General features: G+C 63.3%; 16 protein-coding genes and 1 pseudogene. 11 read left to right on the forward strand and 6 right to left on the reverse strand.

The features are described 5' to 3' along the window. Window positions 1-2 precede the first annotated feature (2 nt). The 4 genes and pseudogenes from IVB54_RS41650 to IVB54_RS17310 form a co-directional block, all read right to left on the reverse strand. Window positions 3-170: pseudogene (locus IVB54_RS41650) on the reverse strand (hypothetical protein); the annotation flags it as partial. After that, entirely contained in the window at window positions 167-529 is a 363-nt protein-coding gene (locus IVB54_RS17300; protein WP_231190835.1) for a hypothetical protein, read from the reverse strand. The pseudogene IVB54_RS41650 and the gene IVB54_RS17300, both read right to left, overlap by 4 nt. After that, on the reverse strand, window positions 526-1,791 hold the full coding sequence (locus IVB54_RS17305; RefSeq protein ID WP_247777386.1) for a glycosyltransferase family 2 protein: 1,266 nt from the start codon (window positions 1,789-1,791) through the stop codon (window positions 526-528). Before IVB54_RS17305 ends, IVB54_RS17300 begins: the two co-directional genes overlap by 4 nt. 1,111 nt (window positions 1,792-2,902) lie before the next feature. Continuing rightward, window positions 2,903-3,616: a DUF599 domain-containing protein gene (locus IVB54_RS17310; protein WP_018455192.1), complete on the reverse strand. Its 714-nt coding sequence runs from the start codon at window positions 3,614-3,616 to the stop codon at window positions 2,903-2,905. A 124-nt stretch (window positions 3,617-3,740) separates the two neighbouring features. On the opposite strand from IVB54_RS17310, the gene IVB54_RS17315 reads away from it, so the two are divergent. From IVB54_RS17315 to IVB54_RS17330, 4 genes are all read left to right on the forward strand, one after another. Continuing rightward, window positions 3,741-4,403 carry a glutathione S-transferase family protein gene (locus IVB54_RS17315; protein ID WP_018455191.1) on the forward strand — a complete coding sequence of 221 codons (663 nt, stop codon included), beginning with the start codon at window positions 3,741-3,743 and terminating at the stop codon, window positions 4,401-4,403. A gap of 324 nt (window positions 4,404-4,727) precedes the next feature. Beyond that, window positions 4,728-4,931 carry a hypothetical protein gene (locus IVB54_RS17320; RefSeq protein WP_007611353.1) on the forward strand — a complete coding sequence of 68 codons (204 nt, stop codon included), beginning with the start codon at window positions 4,728-4,730 and terminating at the stop codon, window positions 4,929-4,931. 159 nt (window positions 4,932-5,090) lie between these two features. Next, window positions 5,091-6,056, forward strand: a complete 966-nt coding sequence (locus IVB54_RS17325; protein ID WP_026232899.1) for a hypothetical protein — start codon at window positions 5,091-5,093, stop codon at window positions 6,054-6,056. A 42-nt stretch (window positions 6,057-6,098) separates the two neighbouring features. Then, a complete protein-coding gene (locus IVB54_RS17330; protein WP_018455188.1) occupies window positions 6,099-6,539 on the forward strand; it encodes a DUF1489 domain-containing protein in 441 nt (146 codons plus the stop codon). Here IVB54_RS17330 and panC read toward each other — a convergent pair. Continuing rightward, window positions 6,536-7,387: a pantoate--beta-alanine ligase gene (gene panC, locus IVB54_RS17335; RefSeq protein WP_026232898.1), complete on the reverse strand. Its 852-nt coding sequence runs from the start codon at window positions 7,385-7,387 to the stop codon at window positions 6,536-6,538. The genes IVB54_RS17330 and panC overlap by 4 nt on opposite strands. A gap of 281 nt (window positions 7,388-7,668) precedes the next feature. On the opposite strand from panC, the gene IVB54_RS17340 reads away from it, so the two are divergent. The 4 genes from IVB54_RS17340 (at window position 7,669) to IVB54_RS17355 (ending at window position 11,468) form a co-directional block, all read left to right on the forward strand. Beyond that, window positions 7,669-8,592, forward strand: a complete 924-nt coding sequence (locus IVB54_RS17340; protein WP_018455186.1) for a division plane positioning ATPase MipZ — start codon at window positions 7,669-7,671, stop codon at window positions 8,590-8,592. Between the two features lie 348 nt (window positions 8,593-8,940). Continuing rightward, window positions 8,941-9,801, forward strand: coding sequence for an alpha/beta fold hydrolase (locus IVB54_RS17345; RefSeq protein ID WP_007603233.1), 861 nt, complete (start codon window positions 8,941-8,943; stop codon window positions 9,799-9,801). Window positions 9,802-9,922: 121 nt separating this feature from the next. Further along, complete coding sequence (locus IVB54_RS17350) at window positions 9,923-10,672, forward strand: VWA domain-containing protein (RefSeq protein WP_247483040.1); 750 nt, start codon at window positions 9,923-9,925, stop codon at window positions 10,670-10,672. A 70-nt stretch (window positions 10,673-10,742) separates the two neighbouring features. Continuing rightward, window positions 10,743-11,468 carry a DnaJ domain-containing protein gene (locus IVB54_RS17355; RefSeq protein ID WP_018455184.1) on the forward strand — a complete coding sequence of 242 codons (726 nt, stop codon included), beginning with the start codon at window positions 10,743-10,745 and terminating at the stop codon, window positions 11,466-11,468. 224 nt (window positions 11,469-11,692) lie between these two features. On the opposite strand, the gene IVB54_RS17360 is transcribed toward IVB54_RS17355, so the two are convergent. Next, window positions 11,693-13,537: a D-alanyl-D-alanine carboxypeptidase gene (locus tag IVB54_RS17360; protein WP_247547705.1), complete on the reverse strand. Its 1,845-nt coding sequence runs from the start codon at window positions 13,535-13,537 to the stop codon at window positions 11,693-11,695. A 373-nt stretch (window positions 13,538-13,910) separates the two neighbouring features. Between IVB54_RS17360 and IVB54_RS17365 the strand changes: the two genes are divergently transcribed. From IVB54_RS17365 to clpA, 3 genes are all read left to right on the forward strand, one after another. After that, window positions 13,911-14,249, forward strand: a complete 339-nt coding sequence (locus tag IVB54_RS17365) for a phasin family protein (protein WP_007603238.1) — start codon at window positions 13,911-13,913, stop codon at window positions 14,247-14,249. 781 nt (window positions 14,250-15,030) lie between these two features. Continuing rightward, a complete protein-coding gene (gene clpS / locus IVB54_RS17370; RefSeq protein ID WP_018455182.1) occupies window positions 15,031-15,363 on the forward strand; it encodes an ATP-dependent Clp protease adapter ClpS in 333 nt (110 codons plus the stop codon). Window positions 15,364-15,653: 290 nt separating this feature from the next. Further along, window positions 15,654-18,059, forward strand: coding sequence for an ATP-dependent Clp protease ATP-binding subunit ClpA (gene clpA / locus IVB54_RS17375; RefSeq protein WP_018455181.1), 2,406 nt, complete (start codon window positions 15,654-15,656; stop codon window positions 18,057-18,059). The last annotated feature ends 194 nt before the right edge of the window (window positions 18,060-18,253 follow it).

Raw genomic sequence — 18,253 nt, forward strand, 5'->3', positions numbered from 1 at the left:
ACAAAGACTTCGTTGCCGACTTTCGGGTCGGACAGGCGTTCGTTGGGAACGTACCAGTCGACGAAGACATCGGTGGGGTCGAGAATTTGTGCGATCGGAGTGCCCGCCCGCGAATCTCTCGACGCGGCGCGCTCACATCTGCAGCTTGCTGAGGAAGCTGTCCAACTTATCGCAACCTCATCGGCCGCGAGCCTGAATTACCGCATTGACAATAAGTAGCGACGATTTCATCGTGCTGCGGAGACCGCACCCTTCCGATTTCTTCGCCGGCCTTGACCGATCCACCTCTCACCACGGTGATGCTGTTGATCTGCACGATGTAGGGCAGTGAAACCAAATATCTTGGCGAGGACACGCTGCCCGGGCCGCCGAGATAGAGAATTGGCCTCCCGAAATAGACGACAAAGAATGCGAGTATGCCGAATACGATTGTCGCATAGGCGGCGCGGACGGTCCGTCCGGCCGCGCGCCGACGGCTCTCGATAGGATCGGGAATATGCGGATCGAGTCGCGTCAGGGCCACCGTCATTTGGCCACCTCTTTTGTCCGATCTCCGAATAGTGCACGGCGAACGCGCGGTGGCACGAAATCATCGTTCCGCGACGAGGCAAAGATGATTTCCGAAGAGTAGGAAAAAAACCGCGCGCACTTCAGATAGACGCCCTGGTACAAGGGAAAGATCAGCGCCATCTTCCAGCCAAAGTTTCCGACGGATCGTTGGAATAGGGCGAACACAAGTGCCATATTGAATACCGAGATCCAGAGCAGCAGCAGGTAGATCGCCGAGAGAAACAACACGGCATCCGGGCCGAACAACAGCACAATGTAGGCCAAGTAGAACGGCAGGCTGAGCGTCGGAACGAGATCGAAGAAGATGAAGTCCAGCCTTTGGATCGTGTCCGGTAAACGCTCTAGCGGATGGCGAAAACTCAGCTCGCCATACATCATGAAACGGATGCGCAGAGCATCGCGATCCCAGCGCGCGCGCTGGCGCAACAGACTGATGCCGCTTGCGGGGCCGGCTGTTTCCGCCCAGGCGTCGGACACGAACCGAATGACATAGCCGAGCCTGCGGAGCCGTAAGGTGTACTCCATATCTTCGCCAGGGCCGACGTCGAGCCCGCCCTGCTGCGTGAAGATATCCCGCCGATACATGGAACAGGCGCCGGACAGACACGCGATCGCATCCACCACGTCGAGGATCGACCGCCCCGCAGTGATCGACATCAGGTATTCGACGCTTTGAAGTCCTGTCCATATCGAATCGCGCTCATTGCTGATCGCGATGTTGCAACTTGCGCCGGCGACGAGCGGATCGCCGAACGCAGCCGCGAGGCGCTCAACCGCGTTCGGTTCGAAGACAGTGTCGGCATCTACGGTCAGAAGAAGATCGCCGCGGGCAAACCGTGCTGCAGCGTTGATGGCAGCGCTGCGGCCGCAGCGGGTCCCATGGCAGATGACCATATCAACTAGCCCCTGCGCTCTCGCCCGCTCCGCGACCGCGCGTGTTTGGTCGGTGGAGCCGTCGTCGACGACGATGATTTCGACAGGTCGCAGGGTTTGCCGGCGCAGCGAGCTGATCGAAGGAGCAAGCCCGGAGCCGCCGTTGAAGGTCGGGATAATCACGCTTACCGTCGCCTCGCAAACCGTCCCACTGGCGCTTCGCCGCTTCGAGCTGAACAGAGCAAGAGACACCAGCGATAAGGTGTAGCGGGGTATGTCGAATATCAGCAGCGAGAAGGCGAGCAGAAACAAACTCGTTCCGGCGAGCACTTCTACCATTTCGGACATGCCGGCCACCTCCGCTGCGAAAGGACCATTCCGAGCATCCGACCAAACAAGGCGCGCAAGGCAATTATCAGATGGGAAAATGAAGACCATCGCGTTGATGGTCGAGTGGTAAATTGCGTAAACATTTGCTTTGTGTGTCTGCGCTATTCACCTCCAGCATCGGCTTGGCCAATTGACGATGGAAGCGTGCTCTCGAGTTTTGATTTTGTTGGCCTGCTGGCATCAGCATTGCGGTTTCATGCTGTTGCCGGGTCGATAAATCCGACAAGGTGACCGGTCCGGCCAACCTTTCAGGCGCAAGACGGCCTCAGTCTGGAGGGCTGAGGCCGGGGGCCGTTGATGTACCGTTGGGGTCGGTACTCTTCTATTTTAATCATGGCGAGACCACTTTGCGGTATTGTCCTGAAGGACAAGCAATCAGCACGTTGTTCCTCTCACACATCTGCGGACCGCCCGACGGGTATGACGGACCGTCGTCCGTGCTACGCACACGCCGTTGATACGTGTCCTACCGACGCCGCAGGCAGCAGCAACTTCCGTAACGAGGCTTTCGGGCTGTGCAATCGGGGCAGGTGTCATCGCCTGAGCCGATACTGCGAAGCAGAAGGCGAATGTGGCAATTCCGAGCGACTTGATCATATCGAGCTCCCTGGAAGCGCCCAACCGCCCGGCCGGCGCGGCGGAGCGATGACGCGACTCTCTCAAGTTGATGCCCGCGTCTGTAAGAGAATTGAGATAGATCAAAGCGACTTTAGGGAGTTCCATGCGGCAATCGCTGCACATAGCAGATCGAGACGCCGGCTTAGGACTATGACCGCAGACTTCCCTGTGCCTCTTGGGACAAGAGGGTGAAGTGGCCAGACTCGGGCAAAATGCGCCGCGAAGGTGCGAAGCTATAGTCGCAATTCAAGATGCGAGCTGGAAAAGTGGCGCTGCCGCCTCATGCTCCGTCATTGCGAGCGCAGCGAAGCAATCCAGTCTGCCGCCGCGGGGGGATTCTGGATTGCTTCGCTGCGCTCGCAATGACGATGTGGAGAGAGGGTGCGCCACATTCGCTCTTGTGGACGCACCGCTACTCAGCGGTGCACTGCAGAGCCGCAACACGAGCGCGTCAGGGACCGCGCCGCGTCTCCTCGCCATTCACCACCTCCGGCGCCATCGCTTCCCACGCGCTCGAGGCGAACTGCCGCCGCCAAGTCACGATCACCACGGTTGCCGTGGTCACGAACAACACCCAGGGGCTGACGAACCAGCCGAGATAGCCGAGTGCGAAGAAGAAGGCGCGCTGGCCGCGGTTGAAATGGCGGCCGGCGGATTCGAACAGGCGCGAGGTGCGGATCACATGAGCTTCGGCCTCCGGCGTGTCACGCTGCGCGGCTGCCGGCATGCCGCCGAACAGGATCGCGACATAGTTGAACAGGCGGTACGACCAGGCGAATTTGAAGAAGGCATAGACGCAGATCAGGACGAGGCCGACGCATTTCAGCTCCCACATCGCCGGCGAGGTACTGAGATCGATCGGCAGCTTGCTCAAGATCGTGATCGCGTCGTTGGTCGCGTGCAGCAGCGCCAGCGCGCCGCCGAGCGCGATCAGGCTGGTGGAGGCGAAGAAGGCGGTGCCGTTCTGCAATGAGGCCATGATCTGCATGTCGACCATGCGCGCGTCGCGGTCGAGTAGCCGGCGCACCCACACCTCGCGGTAGCGGTTCATGCGCGCCGACAGGCTGTCGCGGCCATAGGCCGATTGCTCCAGCGTCAGGGCGTAGACCAGCCATTCGATGATGAAGAAGCCGACGGCTGTGATGTCGACCCAATGCCTGCTCATGTCAGTCTCCCGGAGAGGATCGCAACGCTTGCCACGCATGGCGAGGTGCAGCAACGATTGATTGGCGGCAGGCGATGGCGTTAAAAGCGGCTCGCTTCAAGGCGTATCGAGAAGGACTGATGACATGGCTGCGCTGAAACTCGCAATCGGCAACAAGAATTACTCGTCATGGTCGATGCGGCCCTGGCTCGCGCTCCGCGCCAACGACATTCCGTTCGTGGAGACCCTCATCCCGCTCTACACCGACAATCCCGCGGACAAGGAGCAGATCATCTCGTTCAGCCGCGCCGGCAAGGTGCCGGTGCTGGTCGATGGCGACATCACGGTGTGGGATTCGCTCAGCATCATCGAATACATCGCCGAGCGCTATCCGGAAGTGAAGCTGTGGCCGGACGAGGCCGCCGCGCGCGCCCATGCCCGTTCGGTGTGCGCCGAGATGCATTCCGGCTTCATGGCCCTTCGCAACGAATGCGGCATGAACCTGCACCGTCCGGTGCGCCCCGTGACGCTGTCGGCGGACGCCGAGGCCAATATCGCGCGCGTGCAGGAGATCTGGCGCGAATGCCGGGCCCGGTATGGCGCCAATGGACCGTTCCTGTTCGGGCGCTTCGGCGCAGCGGATGCGATGTATGCCCCGGTCGTGCACCGCTTCCGCACCTACGCGATTGAGGTCACGCCGGAGACCAAGGCCTACATGGACACGATGCTGGCGCTGCCGGCGTTCCAGGAATGGACCCGGGACGCGCTCGCCGAAACGCTGGTCATCGAAAAGTTCGAGAACGTGTAATCCGCGGTGATCGGCCTCGCTCGACGCCGAGCAAGCCGGCGGCGCTCAATCGCCAGAGTCGTCGGCAGAGGGACCTCACGGCCCAGGAACCTCCCAAGGTGGTGGATCACGCCAGCCCCGACGACCGTTTGCCCCATACCCCCGGAAGAACCGGTTCCGGCGGTATCGTCGGCTGACGGCATCACTCTGAAATAACTGCAAAATTCGCACGTTTGCCATGTCGCATACTGCTGGCCAAAAACGCTCGTCGCATGCTATACAGCGGCCGGGTTTCCGGCCGGCCGACGCAGTGGGACCACGGGCGTGGCAGGCGTTGTTTGAGTGATGGAGAGGGTGTTGAAGCACAAATTCCCTATTGGCGCGCGCGTATTGTTCACCGCCAGCAATGTCGCACGCCCCGCTGCCAGCGGCTCGTATGAGGTCATCCGCCTCCTGCCGACCGATGGTGACGACTGTCAGTACCGGATCAAGAGCTCGACCGAAGCCTTCGAACGCGTCGCCAAGGAAAGCCAGCTCGCGCTGTCCTGAAGGCCGACGCTATCCGCGCATTGGCGCGTCCCCGGGAATTTGTATTCTGCCGCCGTCAAAAGGCCCGCTTCACCTTCAAAAGGTGGGCCGGGGGCAGTTGCCGACTCTCGGTACTCGCTTTGACCATTCGCTCTCTGCTCGCGTGAGGGGACGTCGCGCATGAACTGGGCATGGGCCTCGTCGTTTGACCAAATCTGGAGCTCGCCGGCCCTTCCAATGTGGATGATGCTGGCGGCTGCCGGCTTCTTCGGACTGATTCTCCTGGTCACGCTGCTGCGCGCCGAACGATCGGTCGCCAACGGCGCGCTGACCGTCATTGCGCTGCTCGCCATTGCCATCGCGCTGGCTGCTGTTGTGCGCGTCGATGGACCGGCGGGGCAGACCACGCCGACCGAGGCGCGCGCACAGGCGGCGATGACCGCGAGCCTGCCGGCGCTGTCCTGTCTCGACGATCTCGCGGGCGATGCCGTGGCCATGGGCTGCGAGAAGGCGCTGTTCGGCGCGCCTGACGCGGCGGCTGCGGCCGTCTCCACGACCGCGGCCAGGATCGACCGGCTGACGGCGCTCGGCGATGCCGCGACCGCCGAGAAGAGCCTGACGCCCGACATCAAGGTGCTGCGCAAGTCGCTGGAGCGTGATCGCTACGGCCTGGTCGCGCATGTGCTGGTCGCGCGCGATGGCTGCACGCAGTTTGACTGCGCGGCCTTCCGCTCGCTGACCGACCAGCAGCGGGTCGCCGCCAACATGGATTCCCATCTCTACGACACGCTGGTCGCGCGCTACGCCCCGACCTGGAATGCGCCTGCAGCAGCGCAATCGTTGCCGGCCACTGCCGCACTTGCGGGGCTGCCGCCGTCGATGCCGACGGGCAAGCCGACCAATGCGGAGTTCCCGAGTGCCTCGTCGACGCCGCCGGTCAGCATCATGAATCCCGAGCCGCCGACGCGTCAGGCGGCGCCCACCGCAAACGCGGCGGCTCCGCGCGCCCCCGCAGCGGCCTCGGCGCAGGCCGCAGCTCCCGCCGCGAAGAAGCCGCCTGCGCCGAAGGCTGCGCGGGCGCCGGCGGCAGCACCGGTTCCGCTCACGCCGCCGGCCGCGGCTGCCCCGGCTGCGGATAACAAGTAGATCGGCATTCCAAATGCGTGGCTGTCCGGCTAATGCTGGGGCATGCCACTACATCTGATCAAGCTCGCCGTCGGCTGCGAATCCGTCAAGGAATTGAAGGAGTGGACCGCCGAACGGATGCAGACCGCCAAGAAGAAGGGTCTGCCGCAACATCACATCCACATCACCCGCATGGTGCCCAAGCGCGACGCCGAGATCCTGTCGGGTGGGTCGCTCTATTGGGTGATCAAGGGCGAGGTCGCCGCGCGCGAAAAGATCATCGGCATCGAGCCGTTCCGCGACAAGGACGGCATCGGGCGCTGCCGGATCGTGATGCAGCCGAAGGTGATTCCGGTGTCGCCGCGGCCGATGCGCCCGTTCCAGGGCTGGCGCTATCTCGCCGACGATTCGGTGCCGCCCGATCTCGGCAGGTCCGCCGCCGGCTCGATCGCGGCGATGCCTGAGCCGATGCGGCGCGAGCTGCGCGATCTCGGGCTGCTCTAAACCGCGATATTGTCGATCAGCCGGGTGGTGCCGAGCTTGGCCGCGACCAGGATGCGCAACGGTCCGTCGTTGCGCGAGCTGACCTGTGCCAGGGTCGCTGCATGGCGCACTTCGAAATAGTCGAGCTCAAAGCCGGCCGCCGTGATCATCGCGGCACCGCGCGCCATTGCGGGCGCGACCGCTTCGCCGGCGCGAATGCGCCCGGCGCTCTCCTTCATGGCGCGGTATAGCGTGGTTGCGGTCTGCCGCTCCTGTGGCGACAAATAGACGTTGCGCGAGGACATCGCGAGCCCATCGCGCTCGCGCACGGTGCGGGAGCCGATCACCTTGACGCCGAGCTCGAGGTCGCGAGCCATCTGCGCCACCACCCGCAACTGCTGAAAATCCTTCTCGCCGAAGATCGCGACATCCGGCCGGCACTGGGTGAACAGCTTGCCGACGACAGTGGCGACGCCGGCGAAGAAATGCGGGCGGAAGCGGTCTTCGAGGCCAGCCAGCGCCGGTCCCTCCGGCACGATGCGGGTGGCAAAGCCCTCCGGGTACATGGCCTCGGCGCCGGGATGCCAGACGATATCGACGTCCTCGGCGGCTAGCTTGGCGAGATCGGCCTTCCAGGTTCGCGGATAGGCGCCAAAATCCTCGGTCGGCGCGAACTGGGTCGGGTTGACGAAGATCGACACCACGACGCGGCTCGCGCGCCGCCTGGCGAGGCGTACCAGCGACACATGGCCGTCATGGAGCGCTCCCATGGTCGGGACCAGCGCGATCGTCGCCTTTCGCTTGCGAAGATTGTCGACGGCGCGTCGCAAGGCGGGGACCGTGCGGGCGATCAAGGGGCTGCGTGACATCAGAACTCGACGCGATCGGGAATCGACGGGCGCGTTCCGGCGCCCGGCAGGCTAACCTTAACAAGCGGCGACCATGGACGCCATGCATCCGGATGCGGCACAGCATCCCGCGCAAAGCCGCGCAAGCGTCGCGGCATTGTGGGCTGGATCACAGACGCGAAGCGGCGCCGCGATTCATGATGAAGGTCAGCGCGCCGCGATTTGTCTTGCCTGTCACGCATTTCACTTGACCGCAGACGCGGCCAACTCGAAGATATTCGTTAGGGGTGTTGAGGATCGCGATGCTTGTGCAAGCTAGCCAAGGCCAGTCCGGCTCGGCGCATGTGGTCGTGCTCGGCAACGAGAAAGGCGGCTCCGGCAAGTCGACCACCGCCCTGCACATCGCAGTCGCGCTTCTCAAAGCCGGCCAGCGCGTCGCCACCATCGACCTCGACTGCCGTCAGCAGAGCTTTACTCACTACATCAACAACCGTTCCGCCTGGGCGCGCCGAACCAAGCTCGACCTCGAACTGCCGTTGCATCGCTGCATCAAGCTTGGCGAAACGATGCAGGTTGCCGAGAACGAGAATTCGGAGTTCCTTCAGTTCATGGAGGCGGTCTCGGCGGTCGAGAGCAGCTTCGACTTCATCGTCATCGATACGCCCGGCACCGACAGCTACCTGATGCGGCTTGCGCACTCGATGGCCGACACGCTGGTGACCCCGATCAATGACAGCTTCCTCGATTTCGATGTGCTCGGCACTGTCGATCCCGCCAATTACGCGGTGACAGGCGAGAGCCACTACGCCGAGATGGTGCGGGATGTCAGGCGCAAGCGCCGCCAGCTCGACGGTGCGACCACCGACTGGATCGTGGTGCGCAACCGCCTGTCGATGCTCGGCTCCCGCAACAAGCAGCTGGTTGCCGATGGGTTGAAGGATTTGTCGCTGCGGCTCGGCTTCCGCTACGTCGACGGCTTCGCCGAACGGGTCGTCTATCGCGAGTTCTTCCCGCGCGGTCTGACCGCGCTGGACGAGATCGACGAGGCCACGCTCGGCATGCGGCCAAATCTCGGCCATCTCACCGCACGGGAGGAGGTGACGAGCCTGCTCCGCCAGCTCAAGCTTCCGCTCGACGAGCGCGGACGTCGCCGCGCGGCCAATCGCGCCGAGTGGTTCAACCAGGTCGACAAGCCGCTCGAGGTCCACGACATCCTCGGCGCTTGAGGCGGCGGTACATCGCTACTTCCAGTCGATCAAGAGGCCGGTCTCCCCCGGGGAACCGAGCCCGCGCTCAACCGTTTTCACCCCGTGTTTACTGCAAAACGGAACCCGATCGAGACAGGTTGCGTCGGATGGTGACGTGCACCCTGACGTAGCCGTGTGAGAGCGAGATGCCCAAAGAAACGTGTGCGCCGCACAATGAAAGGGCTGCCGGTTCACAATATTTGGCCTTCCTGTCACGCGGCTGTGACATATATTAGGGAATAGGCGACCAGGGGCCGAAGAGCTCCGGAAGAACACGATTTTCAACAGGGAGATTCAGGCCGCAAGAGCCTGAGGCTGAGGACGAAAATGAAGCGTGGAATTGCCGTTCTGGTTTCGGTCAGTGCCCTCTGTGGCGTCGCCTATTTCACGGCGAGCAAGTGGGCAATCAGGCACGAGACCATCACCTTCTACGATGCCTCGCGCGACAACCGTGCGGTGCCCGTCGATATCGCGATCCGTCGTGACAAGGAAATGCAGGCCAATGCCGGCATGATCACGATGCCGGTCGCCGTGATCAACCACGGCAACACCGTCAAGAACACCGAGTACGGCTTCCTCGCCAACATTTTCGCCGCGCGCGGCTACCTCGTCGTCAGCCCGCAGCATGATTTGCCGACCGATCCACCGATGGTGACCAAGCCGGGCGAGATCTATGTCGGCCGGCTGCCGCAGATCCTGCGCGGCGTCGCCAACATCCATCTCGCCATGCAGGAGATGAAGAAGGTTCAGCCCAACGCCGACTACGAAAAGGTGACGATGGTCGGCCACTCCATGGGCGGCGACATCACGATGTATTTCGCCAAGCAGTATCCGGATGAGGTCAAGAAGGTCGTCACACTCGACAATCTTCGCGTGCCCTTCGTCACCGCCGGGAAGTTCAAGATCCTGTCGTTCCGCTCCACCGATCCGCAGTTCAAGGCCGATGCGGGTGTGATCCCGACCGACGAAGAATGCGAGAAGGCCGGCATCCAGGTCGTGAAGACCGAATTCCAGCACAACGACATGCGCGACACCGGTCCGGATGCTGCCAAGAACTCGATCCAGGGCATGCTCGACAAGTTCCTGAGCGCGACCGACAGTGAAGTGGCGCCGGTCGACACGCAATCGTCCCCGCCCAAGATTCTCGAGCCCGGGCCGGTCGCTTTGATGGCGCCCGCCAAGAGCTGACGCCTTCCTCGTCGTCGATACCGATTTCAAAGCCTCCGCCGGCTGCCGCCTGCGGGGGCTTTGCGCATTGACCGGGCTGCATGTGCTGACCACATTAGCCGCTCACGCAAGGGTCAAGGAAATGTCCGGCGAACCCATCAAACCGCGCGGCCGCGATGCCGTCTCGGCGCAACCAGGCGACGCTGTGCCGCAGGCGGGGACCTCGACCTCGGAGGACATCGCCGCCTTCGTCGCCAACGCGCGCGCGCTGTCACCGCATGCGCCCGGTTCAAAAGGGCGGCTGATCTTCGCGCTGGATGCGACGATGAGCCGGCAGCCGACCTGGGACATGGCTTGCGCGCTTCAGGCCGACATGTTCCGTGAGACCGCCGCGCTCGGCAGTCTCGACATCCGGCTCGTCTACTATCGCGGCTTCAACGAGTGCCGCGCCACGGGATGGATCTCCGACAGCGCCAGGCTGGCGGCGCTGATGAGCAAGATCGATTGCCGTGGCGGCGACACCCAGATCGGCAAGGTGCTGAGCGAGGCGCGGCGCGAGGCCGTCGCATCCGGCGTGCGCGCCGTCGTCTTCGTCGGCGACGCCATGGAGGAGAACGTCGACCAGCTCTGCGCCAAGGCAGGCGAGCTCGGCATGCTCAAAGTGCCTGTGTTCGTCTTTCAGGAAGGCCATGACGCGGTGGCCGAGAAGGCCTTTCGCGAGATCGCGCGCCTGACCGGCGGCGCTTGGTGCCGGTTCGATCCGGGCGCGGCGGCGCAGTTGCGCGAGCTGTTGCGCGCAGCCGCCGCCTACGCGGCCGGCGGACGCGAGGCGCTGTTGCAATTGGCCAAGACCGCCAGTGGCGCGGCCAGGCTGATCGGCCAGATGAAGTAGCGCTGGCGCGCGGTCGGCGGGGGCGCAAGGACTCGATGCTTTTTGGCGGTAGGCCGACTATATTCCGGCCATGACCCTGATCGCCGGCGCTATCGCCATTATCACCCTTTATTTGCTGCTCCAGATGTTCCGTTCGGCCAATCCGGCCGTGCTGGCACGCGCGATCAGGTTCGGTGGCGGCGTGGTGGCGCTGGCTGTCGCAGCGTTCACGGGCTTGAAGGGCGAACTGGTGGTGGCGATCCCGCTCGGGATATTCGGCGCCGGGCTCTTGGGCTGGACACCGATGGCAAACGCCGGCTTCGGCAATATCGGCGGGCTGTTCGGCGGGGGCGCGACGCGCCCGGCCGGTCAGGCCTCGCGCGTGCGCTCGCAATTCCTGGATATGCGGCTCGATCACGATTCCGGCCAGCTCGGAGGCCAGATCGTCGCCGGGCCTCACGCCGGGCGCGATCTCGATGAGTTCGATCTCGCGGCCCTGCTGGCAATGGTCCCGGCGTTCGACGCCGAGAGCGTGGCCCTACTTGAAAGCTATCTGGACCGCCGGTTTCCCGCTTGGCGTCAGAACGCGCAGGGCGATGCGGCAGGGGGGCAGCGCCGCACGGTGGCGAGCGGTAAAATGACGACGGAGGAGGCCTATCAGATCCTTGGCCTGCAGCCGGGGGCGGGGCGTGACGACATCAGCCGGGCTCACAAGTCCCTGATGAAGAAACTGCATCCCGACCAGGGGGGCTCGACGTATCTCGCTGCCCGTGTAAACGAGGCCAAGGATACTCTGCTTCGCACGCATAACGGCTAACTCCGGCACCACGCTACAAACGCTCGTCCCGTGTGAGCTCTGCTTGCTCTGTTTGCCGTCGCCCCGATGCCCGCCATTGTCGGCGTGGTCGATCCCTTGCGTAAAGTTTTAACCGTAAATCCTTGACGAGAGGTTGTCGTGGAACAGCCTCGTCGGTCACCGCATCCCGAAAATGAAAATGCCCGCGCAAGGCGCGGGCATTTTCATTGGAGCGGTGCGAAAGTTCAGTTGCGGACGGTCATGCAGGAGATATCGGCGCGCTTCAGGGTGCGGCAGACGGCTTCGGCCTGGTCCCGGTCGAGCCCGGCGAAGCGGGCGCGGTAGAGCTTGCGATTATCTTTCGCGACGACCGGCTCGGTGAACGGGTCGGCCTTGCTGAGCAGGCCGCGAGCCGAGCTGCGCGCCGCGTCGATGCGCTGCTGGGCTTGGTTCTCGCTCTCGAGCGCGCCGACCTGAACGATCCAGCCGCTGTGGGTAGCAACCGGCTTCGTGGTGGCGCTCATCTGGATCGGCTGCAGCGCCGGGTCGGCTGATGCGAGCTTCGCAGCAGCCGGGGCGGGTGCGGCGGTGGCGGCCGGCAAGACGCCGAGGGTGCCGTTGCCGGTGCCGAAGCCCGCCGGCTGCCGCGGCAGCTCGGCACGGGTGATCTCGGCCCTCGGAGCTTCCGGTTGGCTGGCCTCGGGCTTGTTGATGAGGTCTGCGCGGGCGACGACGGCACCGGAGGTTTCGGCGACTTCGGAGCGGGATGCGATCGTGCTCGTGACCTGCGGTGCGATCTGAGCCGGGGCGGCGGAGGCGACCTTCACCGCGCCGGCCTTGACCTGGACGGTCTTGACCCGGACCGGCTTCATCGGTTCGGACGAACCGGGGATGATCGAGAGCGGCTGGCTCGAGATCACGCCATTGGTGAGCGGCGCAGGCTCGACCTTGGATTCTATCGGCCGAACTTCAGGCCTATTGGCTTCAGATCTGGGCTGAGCCGGCGGCACCGCGGCAGCCGCAGCCGCAAGCGTCGAGAGGCGCGCGGCGAGACGCGACGGGGCTGCTTCGGGAGCAGGGGCAGCCGACGCCTGGACCTGCGGAGCGGAACGGGCCGGGGTGTCCGATGTATCGGCGACTTCGGCAGCGGCGTCGGAACCGCTGCGTTCGGTGACCGCGGCGACGGTATGGGTGGTCGCGGCCTTATCGAGGTTCTCCGCGAGCAGGTTACGCATGATGGCGTCGCGCGAGCCGCCGCTGCGGCCGCCCAGCACCACGCCGATCAGGTGGCGGTTGCCACGGCGCATCGAGGTCACGAGATTGAAGCCGGAGGCGCGAGTATAGCCGGTCTTGATGCCGTCCACGCCCTCGACATTCCCGAGCAGATGATTGTGGTTCCGGATCGACTGTCCGCGCCAGTTGAACGTCGAGGTCGCGAAATAGCGATAGTAGCGCGGGAAGCGCTCCTGGATGGCGCGGCCGAGCGTGGCCTGGTCGCGCGCGGTCGTGACCTGCTCGTCGTTGGGAAGACCGTTGGCGTTCCGGTAAACCGTCCTGGACATGCCGAGCGAACGCGCCTTGCGCGTCATCATCTGGGCGAAGTCGTCCTCGTCGCCGCCAATTGCTTCCGCGATCACAACGGCTGCGTCGTTGGCGGAGCGGGTGACGAGACCTTTGATCGCGTCCTCGACGCGAATGGTCTGGCCGGCACGCAGGTTCAGCTTGGTGGGATCCTGATCGGCGGCGTGCTGCGACACCGGCATCTCGGTGTCGAGCTTCATCTTCCCGGACTCGAGGCGCTCGAACAGCAGATAGAGCGTCATGATCTTGGTCAGCGAGGCCGGATGGCGGATCCCGTCGGGACTCGTGGCCTGAAGCACGGAGCCGGAGTTGCCGTCGACGATGATCGACGCGAATTTCGGGCTGGAACTCTCGGACACATCGCGCTGCACGCGGTGTTGCGCGTAGTGACGCCGGTGGCGCCGCGCCTCGGCAGCATCGGTGGTGAAGATGACTGCACTCGTGACCGCAAGAAGCCCAAAAACGCCAACCCGCGCCAAGCGCGAGGAAGACAAGTTTTTACGAAGCATGAAACCCCGTCCCCGTTTGTGACTTGATCACCGGCTCGTGAGGCGAAATTGTGCCCAAGGGACCCGGGATCATTACCTGCTCAGGCTGTCCTCCGCAGATGTTCGCCGCGGGGGACGTTGGACCTGAGCCGCTGTTCTGGCTAAGGTGATGTTCTCCAACGGCTTTTGGCCGCTTGTGGAAGTTGAACACGTCCAGGGAATCAAGGTAGGGGGCCGCGGTTTCCAAAAGCTTAAGGAACCATTGCGGGAAACCCCGGGAATCTTGGCAAATTTTGTGCGACGCACAAAATTCTTGACTTTTTTGTGCGTTGCACTAATCGTGAGCAGAGTCAGGGAGCCGGGGCTTCCGACAGGCTAGGGAAAAGGATTCCGAATGTTCAAGGTTGAAGACTTTCAGGGCTACGGGAAAGAGCACTTCGAGCAGTACGTCGCCTCCGCGACGTCGATGCAGCACGGCCTTCAGGCGATCGCCAGCGCTTATGGCGACTACACCAAGAAGTCGTTCGAAGACACCAAGTCCTTCGTCGAGAAGCTTTCCGGCGTGAAGTCGCTGGACAAGGCCGTCGAAGCGCAGACCGAATTCGCCCGTTCCGCCTACGAGTCCTTCGTCGCGGAATCGCAGAAGATCGCCGGCCTTTACAGCGACCTCGCCAAGCAGGCGTTCAAGCCGGTCGAGACCATCGTGTCGAAGTTCACCCCGGCCGCCAGCTAACGTTTCCTGACGTCCTGGAATCAAAGGCCCGGCTGCAGTAGCCGGGCTTTTTTTGTTTGTCTCGAAGTGTAGGTCTCAGCGCGCCATCGCAGCTTCCACAGCGTGCCGGTTTCCTTGAACATCGAGACGTCTGATCTGCCTTCGTCATCAGATAGAACTTGTCGGTGCGGCTCGCGCAATACTGCAGCACGCGGGAGGTCGGGTCGCTCCGGTGTTCACCTGCACCGTATGGATCCTGATGTTCGCCGCCTTGGCGTTATCGCACAGCTTCTTCTGCCGCGCGTCGATCTGCGAGGCGTGACGATCCCCGGAAATCTGTGCCTTTGCCCGTTTTCGCGTCACGCCATTGAGGGTAAATTGGTCCGTAGATAACCGGAGATAGCCCGCGCGAAACCGCCGCAGCCGCGTTGCTGGCCGGGTTCCTGGTGAACATCTTCTAAACCGGCGGGGCGGAAGCTTTTGTCAAATCAGTCCGGATTGATTAACCTTGGTGAGGATCGCCCGGACCGGGAATCGGGACCGCCATGGCCGCATCGGCCGAACTGCCGCACGCTTGCGGCGAGCCGGGGGCAGGCCCATATTCGGTGAGGCCGATCCGGTTTGGACCGGACCGGCTGGAAGCGGCGATCCAAAAAGGCGGTGCGCCTGTGCGAAGCTCCGAAGGCCGGGGCTGCGCGGCGAACCGTCATACGCTTCCGTGGGGAATTTGAACGCCTGAGCCATGCCGCAACTGTCTTCCAGACCAGATCCCTCCGCGGCCGCCGCCGCCCACGCTGCCCTGATGAGCAACGACGAGAACCGTTCCGGCGGTCCTTCCGCGCCAAACACGTCCGTCATCACCAAGGTCAAGCCGAAGACCAAACGGCCGAACCTGTACCGTGTGCTGATCCTGAACGACGATTACACGCCGATGGAATTCGTCGTTCATGTGCTGGAGAAATTCTTCCAGAAGGACGCCGAGGCCGCAACCAAGATCATGCTGCACGTTCATCATCACGGGATCGGGGAGTGCGGCGTGTTCACCTACGAGATCGCCGAGACCAAGGTGACGCAGGTGATGGATTTCGCTCGCAAGCACCAGCATCCGCTGCAATGCGTGATGGAAAAGAAGTAAGACACGTTACGGCGCATTCGAAGCCGGTTCTTGTGCATGTCGCAGTGTGATTGCCGCGTGATGTCTGCGCGCGATGTTCGTTGCAGAGGGCAAAACTACGGAATTTCGGACCGGTGCTGATCGTGCCCAAACCGGAACGGGTTTTGCATCAAAAAATACCGTAGCTGTGCAGCCGCCTGAGTCGCGGAACCGGTCTTTCGCCGCGATCTTGTATAACTATATGTGACAAAGGTTGTTGTTGCCTGACCGGGCGATGGCGATCATGATGGTGGGGGCCATAGAGGACGCGAATGCCGACTTTTTCCCAAAGCCTTGAACAATCCCTGCATCGTGCACTGGCGATCGCAAACGAGCGTCATCACCAATACGCGACGCTCGAGCATCTTTTGCTCTCCCTGATCGACGACTCCGATGCAGCCGCCGTCATGCGCGCCTGTAGCGTCGACCTCGACAAGCTCCGTACGAGCCTCGTCAATTATCTTGAGACCGAATTCGAGAACCTGGTGACGGACGGCGCCGATGACGCCAAGCCGACCGCAGGCTTCCAGCGCGTGATCCAGCGCGCGGTGATCCACGTGCAGTCGTCCGGTCGCGAAGAGGTGACCGGCGCCAACGTGCTGATCGCGATCTTTGCCGAGCGCGAGAGTCATGCCGCGTATTTCCTGCAGGAGCAGGACATGACGCGCTACGACGCCGTCAATTATATCAGCCACGGCATTGCCAAGCGGCCGGGCGTCTCCGAGGCGCGGCCGGTGCGCGGTGTCGACGAGGAGACCGAGACCAAGGGCAGCGAGGACGCCAAGAAGAAGGGCGAGGCGCTCGAGACCTATTGCGTCAACCTCAACAAGAAGGCGCGCGACGGCAAGATCGATCCGGTGATCGGACGCAATTCCGAGATCAACCGCGCGATCCAGGTGCTGTGTCGCCGGCAGAAGAACAATCCGCTGTTCGTGGGCGAGGCCGGCGTCGGCAAGACCGCGATCGCGGAGGGCCTGGCCAAGCGCATCGTCGACAGCGAGGTGCCGGAGGTGCTGGCGGCTGCGACCGTGTTCTCGCTCGACATGGGCACGCTGCTCGCCGGTACGCGCTATCGCGGCGACTTCGAGGAACGCCTGAAGCAGGTGCTGAAAGAGCTCGAGGCGCATCCCAACGCCATCCTGTTCATCGACGAGATCCACACCGTGATCGGTGCGGGCGCGACCTCGGGCGGTGCGATGGATGCCTCCAATCTGCTCAAGCCCGCGCTGGCTTCCGGCACCATCCGCTGCATGGGCTCGACCACCTACAAGGAATACCGCCAGCACTTCGAGAAGGACCGCGCGCTGGTGCGGCGCTTCCAGAAGATCGACGTCAACGAGCCGACGGTCGAGGACGCGATCGCGATCCTCAAGGGCCTCAAGCCGTACTTCGAAGACTACCATCGGCTGAAATACACCAATGAGGCGATCGAGGCTGCGGTGCAGCTCTCTTCGCGCTACATCCACGACCGCAAGCTGCCGGACAAGGCGATCGACGTGATCGACGAATCCGGCGCGGCGCAGATGCTGGTCGCCGAGAACAAGCGCAAGAAGACCATCGGCATCAAGGAGATCGAGACCACGATCGCCTCGATGGCGCGGATCCCGCCGAAGAGCGTGTCGAAGGACGATGCCGAGGTGCTCAAGCATCTTGAGCAGACCCTGAAGCGCACGGTGTTCGGTCAGGACAAGGCGATCGAGTCGCTCGCCGCTTCGATCAAGCTGGCGCGTGCCGGCCTGCGCGAGCCGGAGAAGCCGATCGGCTGCTATCTGTTCTCGGGTCCGACCGGCGTCGGCAAGACCGAGGTCGCGAAACAGCTCGCGGCGTCGCTCGGCGTCGAGCTGTTGCGCTTCGACATGTCCGAATACATGGAGCGGCACACCGTGTCGCGCCTGATCGGCGCGCCTCCCGGCTATGTCGGTTTCGATCAGGGCGGCCTGCTCACCGACGGTGTCGACCAGCATCCGCATTGCGTGGTGCTGCTCGACGAGATCGAGAAGGCGCATCCCGATCTCTACAACGTGCTGCTCCAGATCATGGATCACGGCCGGCTCACCGACCACAACGGCAAGCAGGTCAACTTCCGCAACGTGATCCTGATCATGACCACGAACGCGGGCGCGTCCGATCTCGCCAAGCAGGCGTTCGGCTTCACGCGCTCGAAGCGGGAAGGCGACGACCACGAGGCGATCAACCGGCAGTTCGCGCCGGAATTCCGCAACCGTCTCGATGCCGTCGTGTCGTTCGGCCATCTCAGCGTTGAGGTGATCGGTACGGTGGTCGAGAAGTTCGTGCTTCAGCTCGAAGCGCAACTCGGCGATCGCGATGTCACCATCGAGCTGTCCGATCCCGCCAAGACCTGGCTGGTGAAGCATGGTTACGACGAGCAGATGGGCGCACGTCCCATGGCTCGCGTGATCCAGGAGCACATCAAGAAGCCGCTGGCCGACGAGGTGCTGTTCGGCAAGCTCAAGGGTGGCGGCCATGTCCGCGTCGTTCTGGTCAAGGACGAGGCCGACGAGACCAAGGACAAGATCGGCTTCGAGTTCGTCGAGGGTCCGGTCACGCCGAAGCAGGAGAAGCTCCCGGGTGCCCGCAAGCGCCCGCCGGGCAAGTCCAAGCCCGGTGGCCCCGGCGGCTCGAAGGGGCCGACCAAGAGCCCGCTGGTCAAGGCTTGATCTGCGCGCGATGAATTGAAAAGGCCGGCTGAGAAGCCGGCCTTTCTCGTTGGCAGCCAAATATAAGCAAGAAGATCCGGTATGACCAACACGCCTTCTGCAACTCGTCGTCAGCTTCCTCGATCCCCGCCGACGATCCCGGCCGCGCCCTGACGGTCGCCGATCCCGACGGCGCTGACGTGCCGCATATCTCT

The sequence above is a fragment of the Bradyrhizobium sp. CW1 genome (assembly GCF_023100665.1).
Taxonomy (GTDB): Bacteria; Pseudomonadota; Alphaproteobacteria; order Rhizobiales; family Xanthobacteraceae; genus Bradyrhizobium; species Bradyrhizobium canariense_D.

Excerpts from the sequence above, each read along its gene's own strand:
- IVB54_RS17300 (WP_231190835.1), bottom strand. The coding sequence starts at position 529 with ATGACGGTGGCCCTGACGCGACTCGATCCGCATATTCCCGATCCTATC.
- IVB54_RS17305 (WP_247777386.1), bottom strand. The coding sequence starts at position 1,791 with ATGTCCGAAATGGTAGAAGTGCTCGCCGGAACGAGTTTGTTTCTGCTC.
- IVB54_RS17310 (WP_018455192.1), bottom strand. The coding sequence starts at position 3,616 with ATGAGCAGGCATTGGGTCGACATCACAGCCGTCGGCTTCTTCATCATC.
- IVB54_RS17315 (WP_018455191.1), top strand. The coding sequence starts at position 3,741 with ATGGCTGCGCTGAAACTCGCAATCGGCAACAAGAATTACTCGTCATGG.
- IVB54_RS17320 (WP_007611353.1), top strand. The coding sequence starts at position 4,728 with ATGGAGAGGGTGTTGAAGCACAAATTCCCTATTGGCGCGCGCGTATTG.
- IVB54_RS17325 (WP_026232899.1), top strand. The coding sequence starts at position 5,091 with ATGAACTGGGCATGGGCCTCGTCGTTTGACCAAATCTGGAGCTCGCCG.
- IVB54_RS17330 (WP_018455188.1), top strand. The coding sequence starts at position 6,099 with ATGCCACTACATCTGATCAAGCTCGCCGTCGGCTGCGAATCCGTCAAG.
- panC (WP_026232898.1), bottom strand. The coding sequence starts at position 7,387 with ATGTCACGCAGCCCCTTGATCGCCCGCACGGTCCCCGCCTTGCGACGC.
- IVB54_RS17340 (WP_018455186.1), top strand. The coding sequence starts at position 7,669 with ATGCTTGTGCAAGCTAGCCAAGGCCAGTCCGGCTCGGCGCATGTGGTC.
- IVB54_RS17345 (WP_007603233.1), top strand. The coding sequence starts at position 8,941 with ATGAAGCGTGGAATTGCCGTTCTGGTTTCGGTCAGTGCCCTCTGTGGC.
- IVB54_RS17350 (WP_247483040.1), top strand. The coding sequence starts at position 9,923 with ATGTCCGGCGAACCCATCAAACCGCGCGGCCGCGATGCCGTCTCGGCG.
- IVB54_RS17355 (WP_018455184.1), top strand. The coding sequence starts at position 10,743 with ATGACCCTGATCGCCGGCGCTATCGCCATTATCACCCTTTATTTGCTG.
- IVB54_RS17360 (WP_247547705.1), bottom strand. The coding sequence starts at position 13,537 with ATGCTTCGTAAAAACTTGTCTTCCTCGCGCTTGGCGCGGGTTGGCGTT.
- IVB54_RS17365 (WP_007603238.1), top strand. The coding sequence starts at position 13,911 with ATGTTCAAGGTTGAAGACTTTCAGGGCTACGGGAAAGAGCACTTCGAG.
- clpS (WP_018455182.1), top strand. The coding sequence starts at position 15,031 with ATGAGCAACGACGAGAACCGTTCCGGCGGTCCTTCCGCGCCAAACACG.
- clpA (WP_018455181.1), top strand. The coding sequence starts at position 15,654 with ATGCCGACTTTTTCCCAAAGCCTTGAACAATCCCTGCATCGTGCACTG.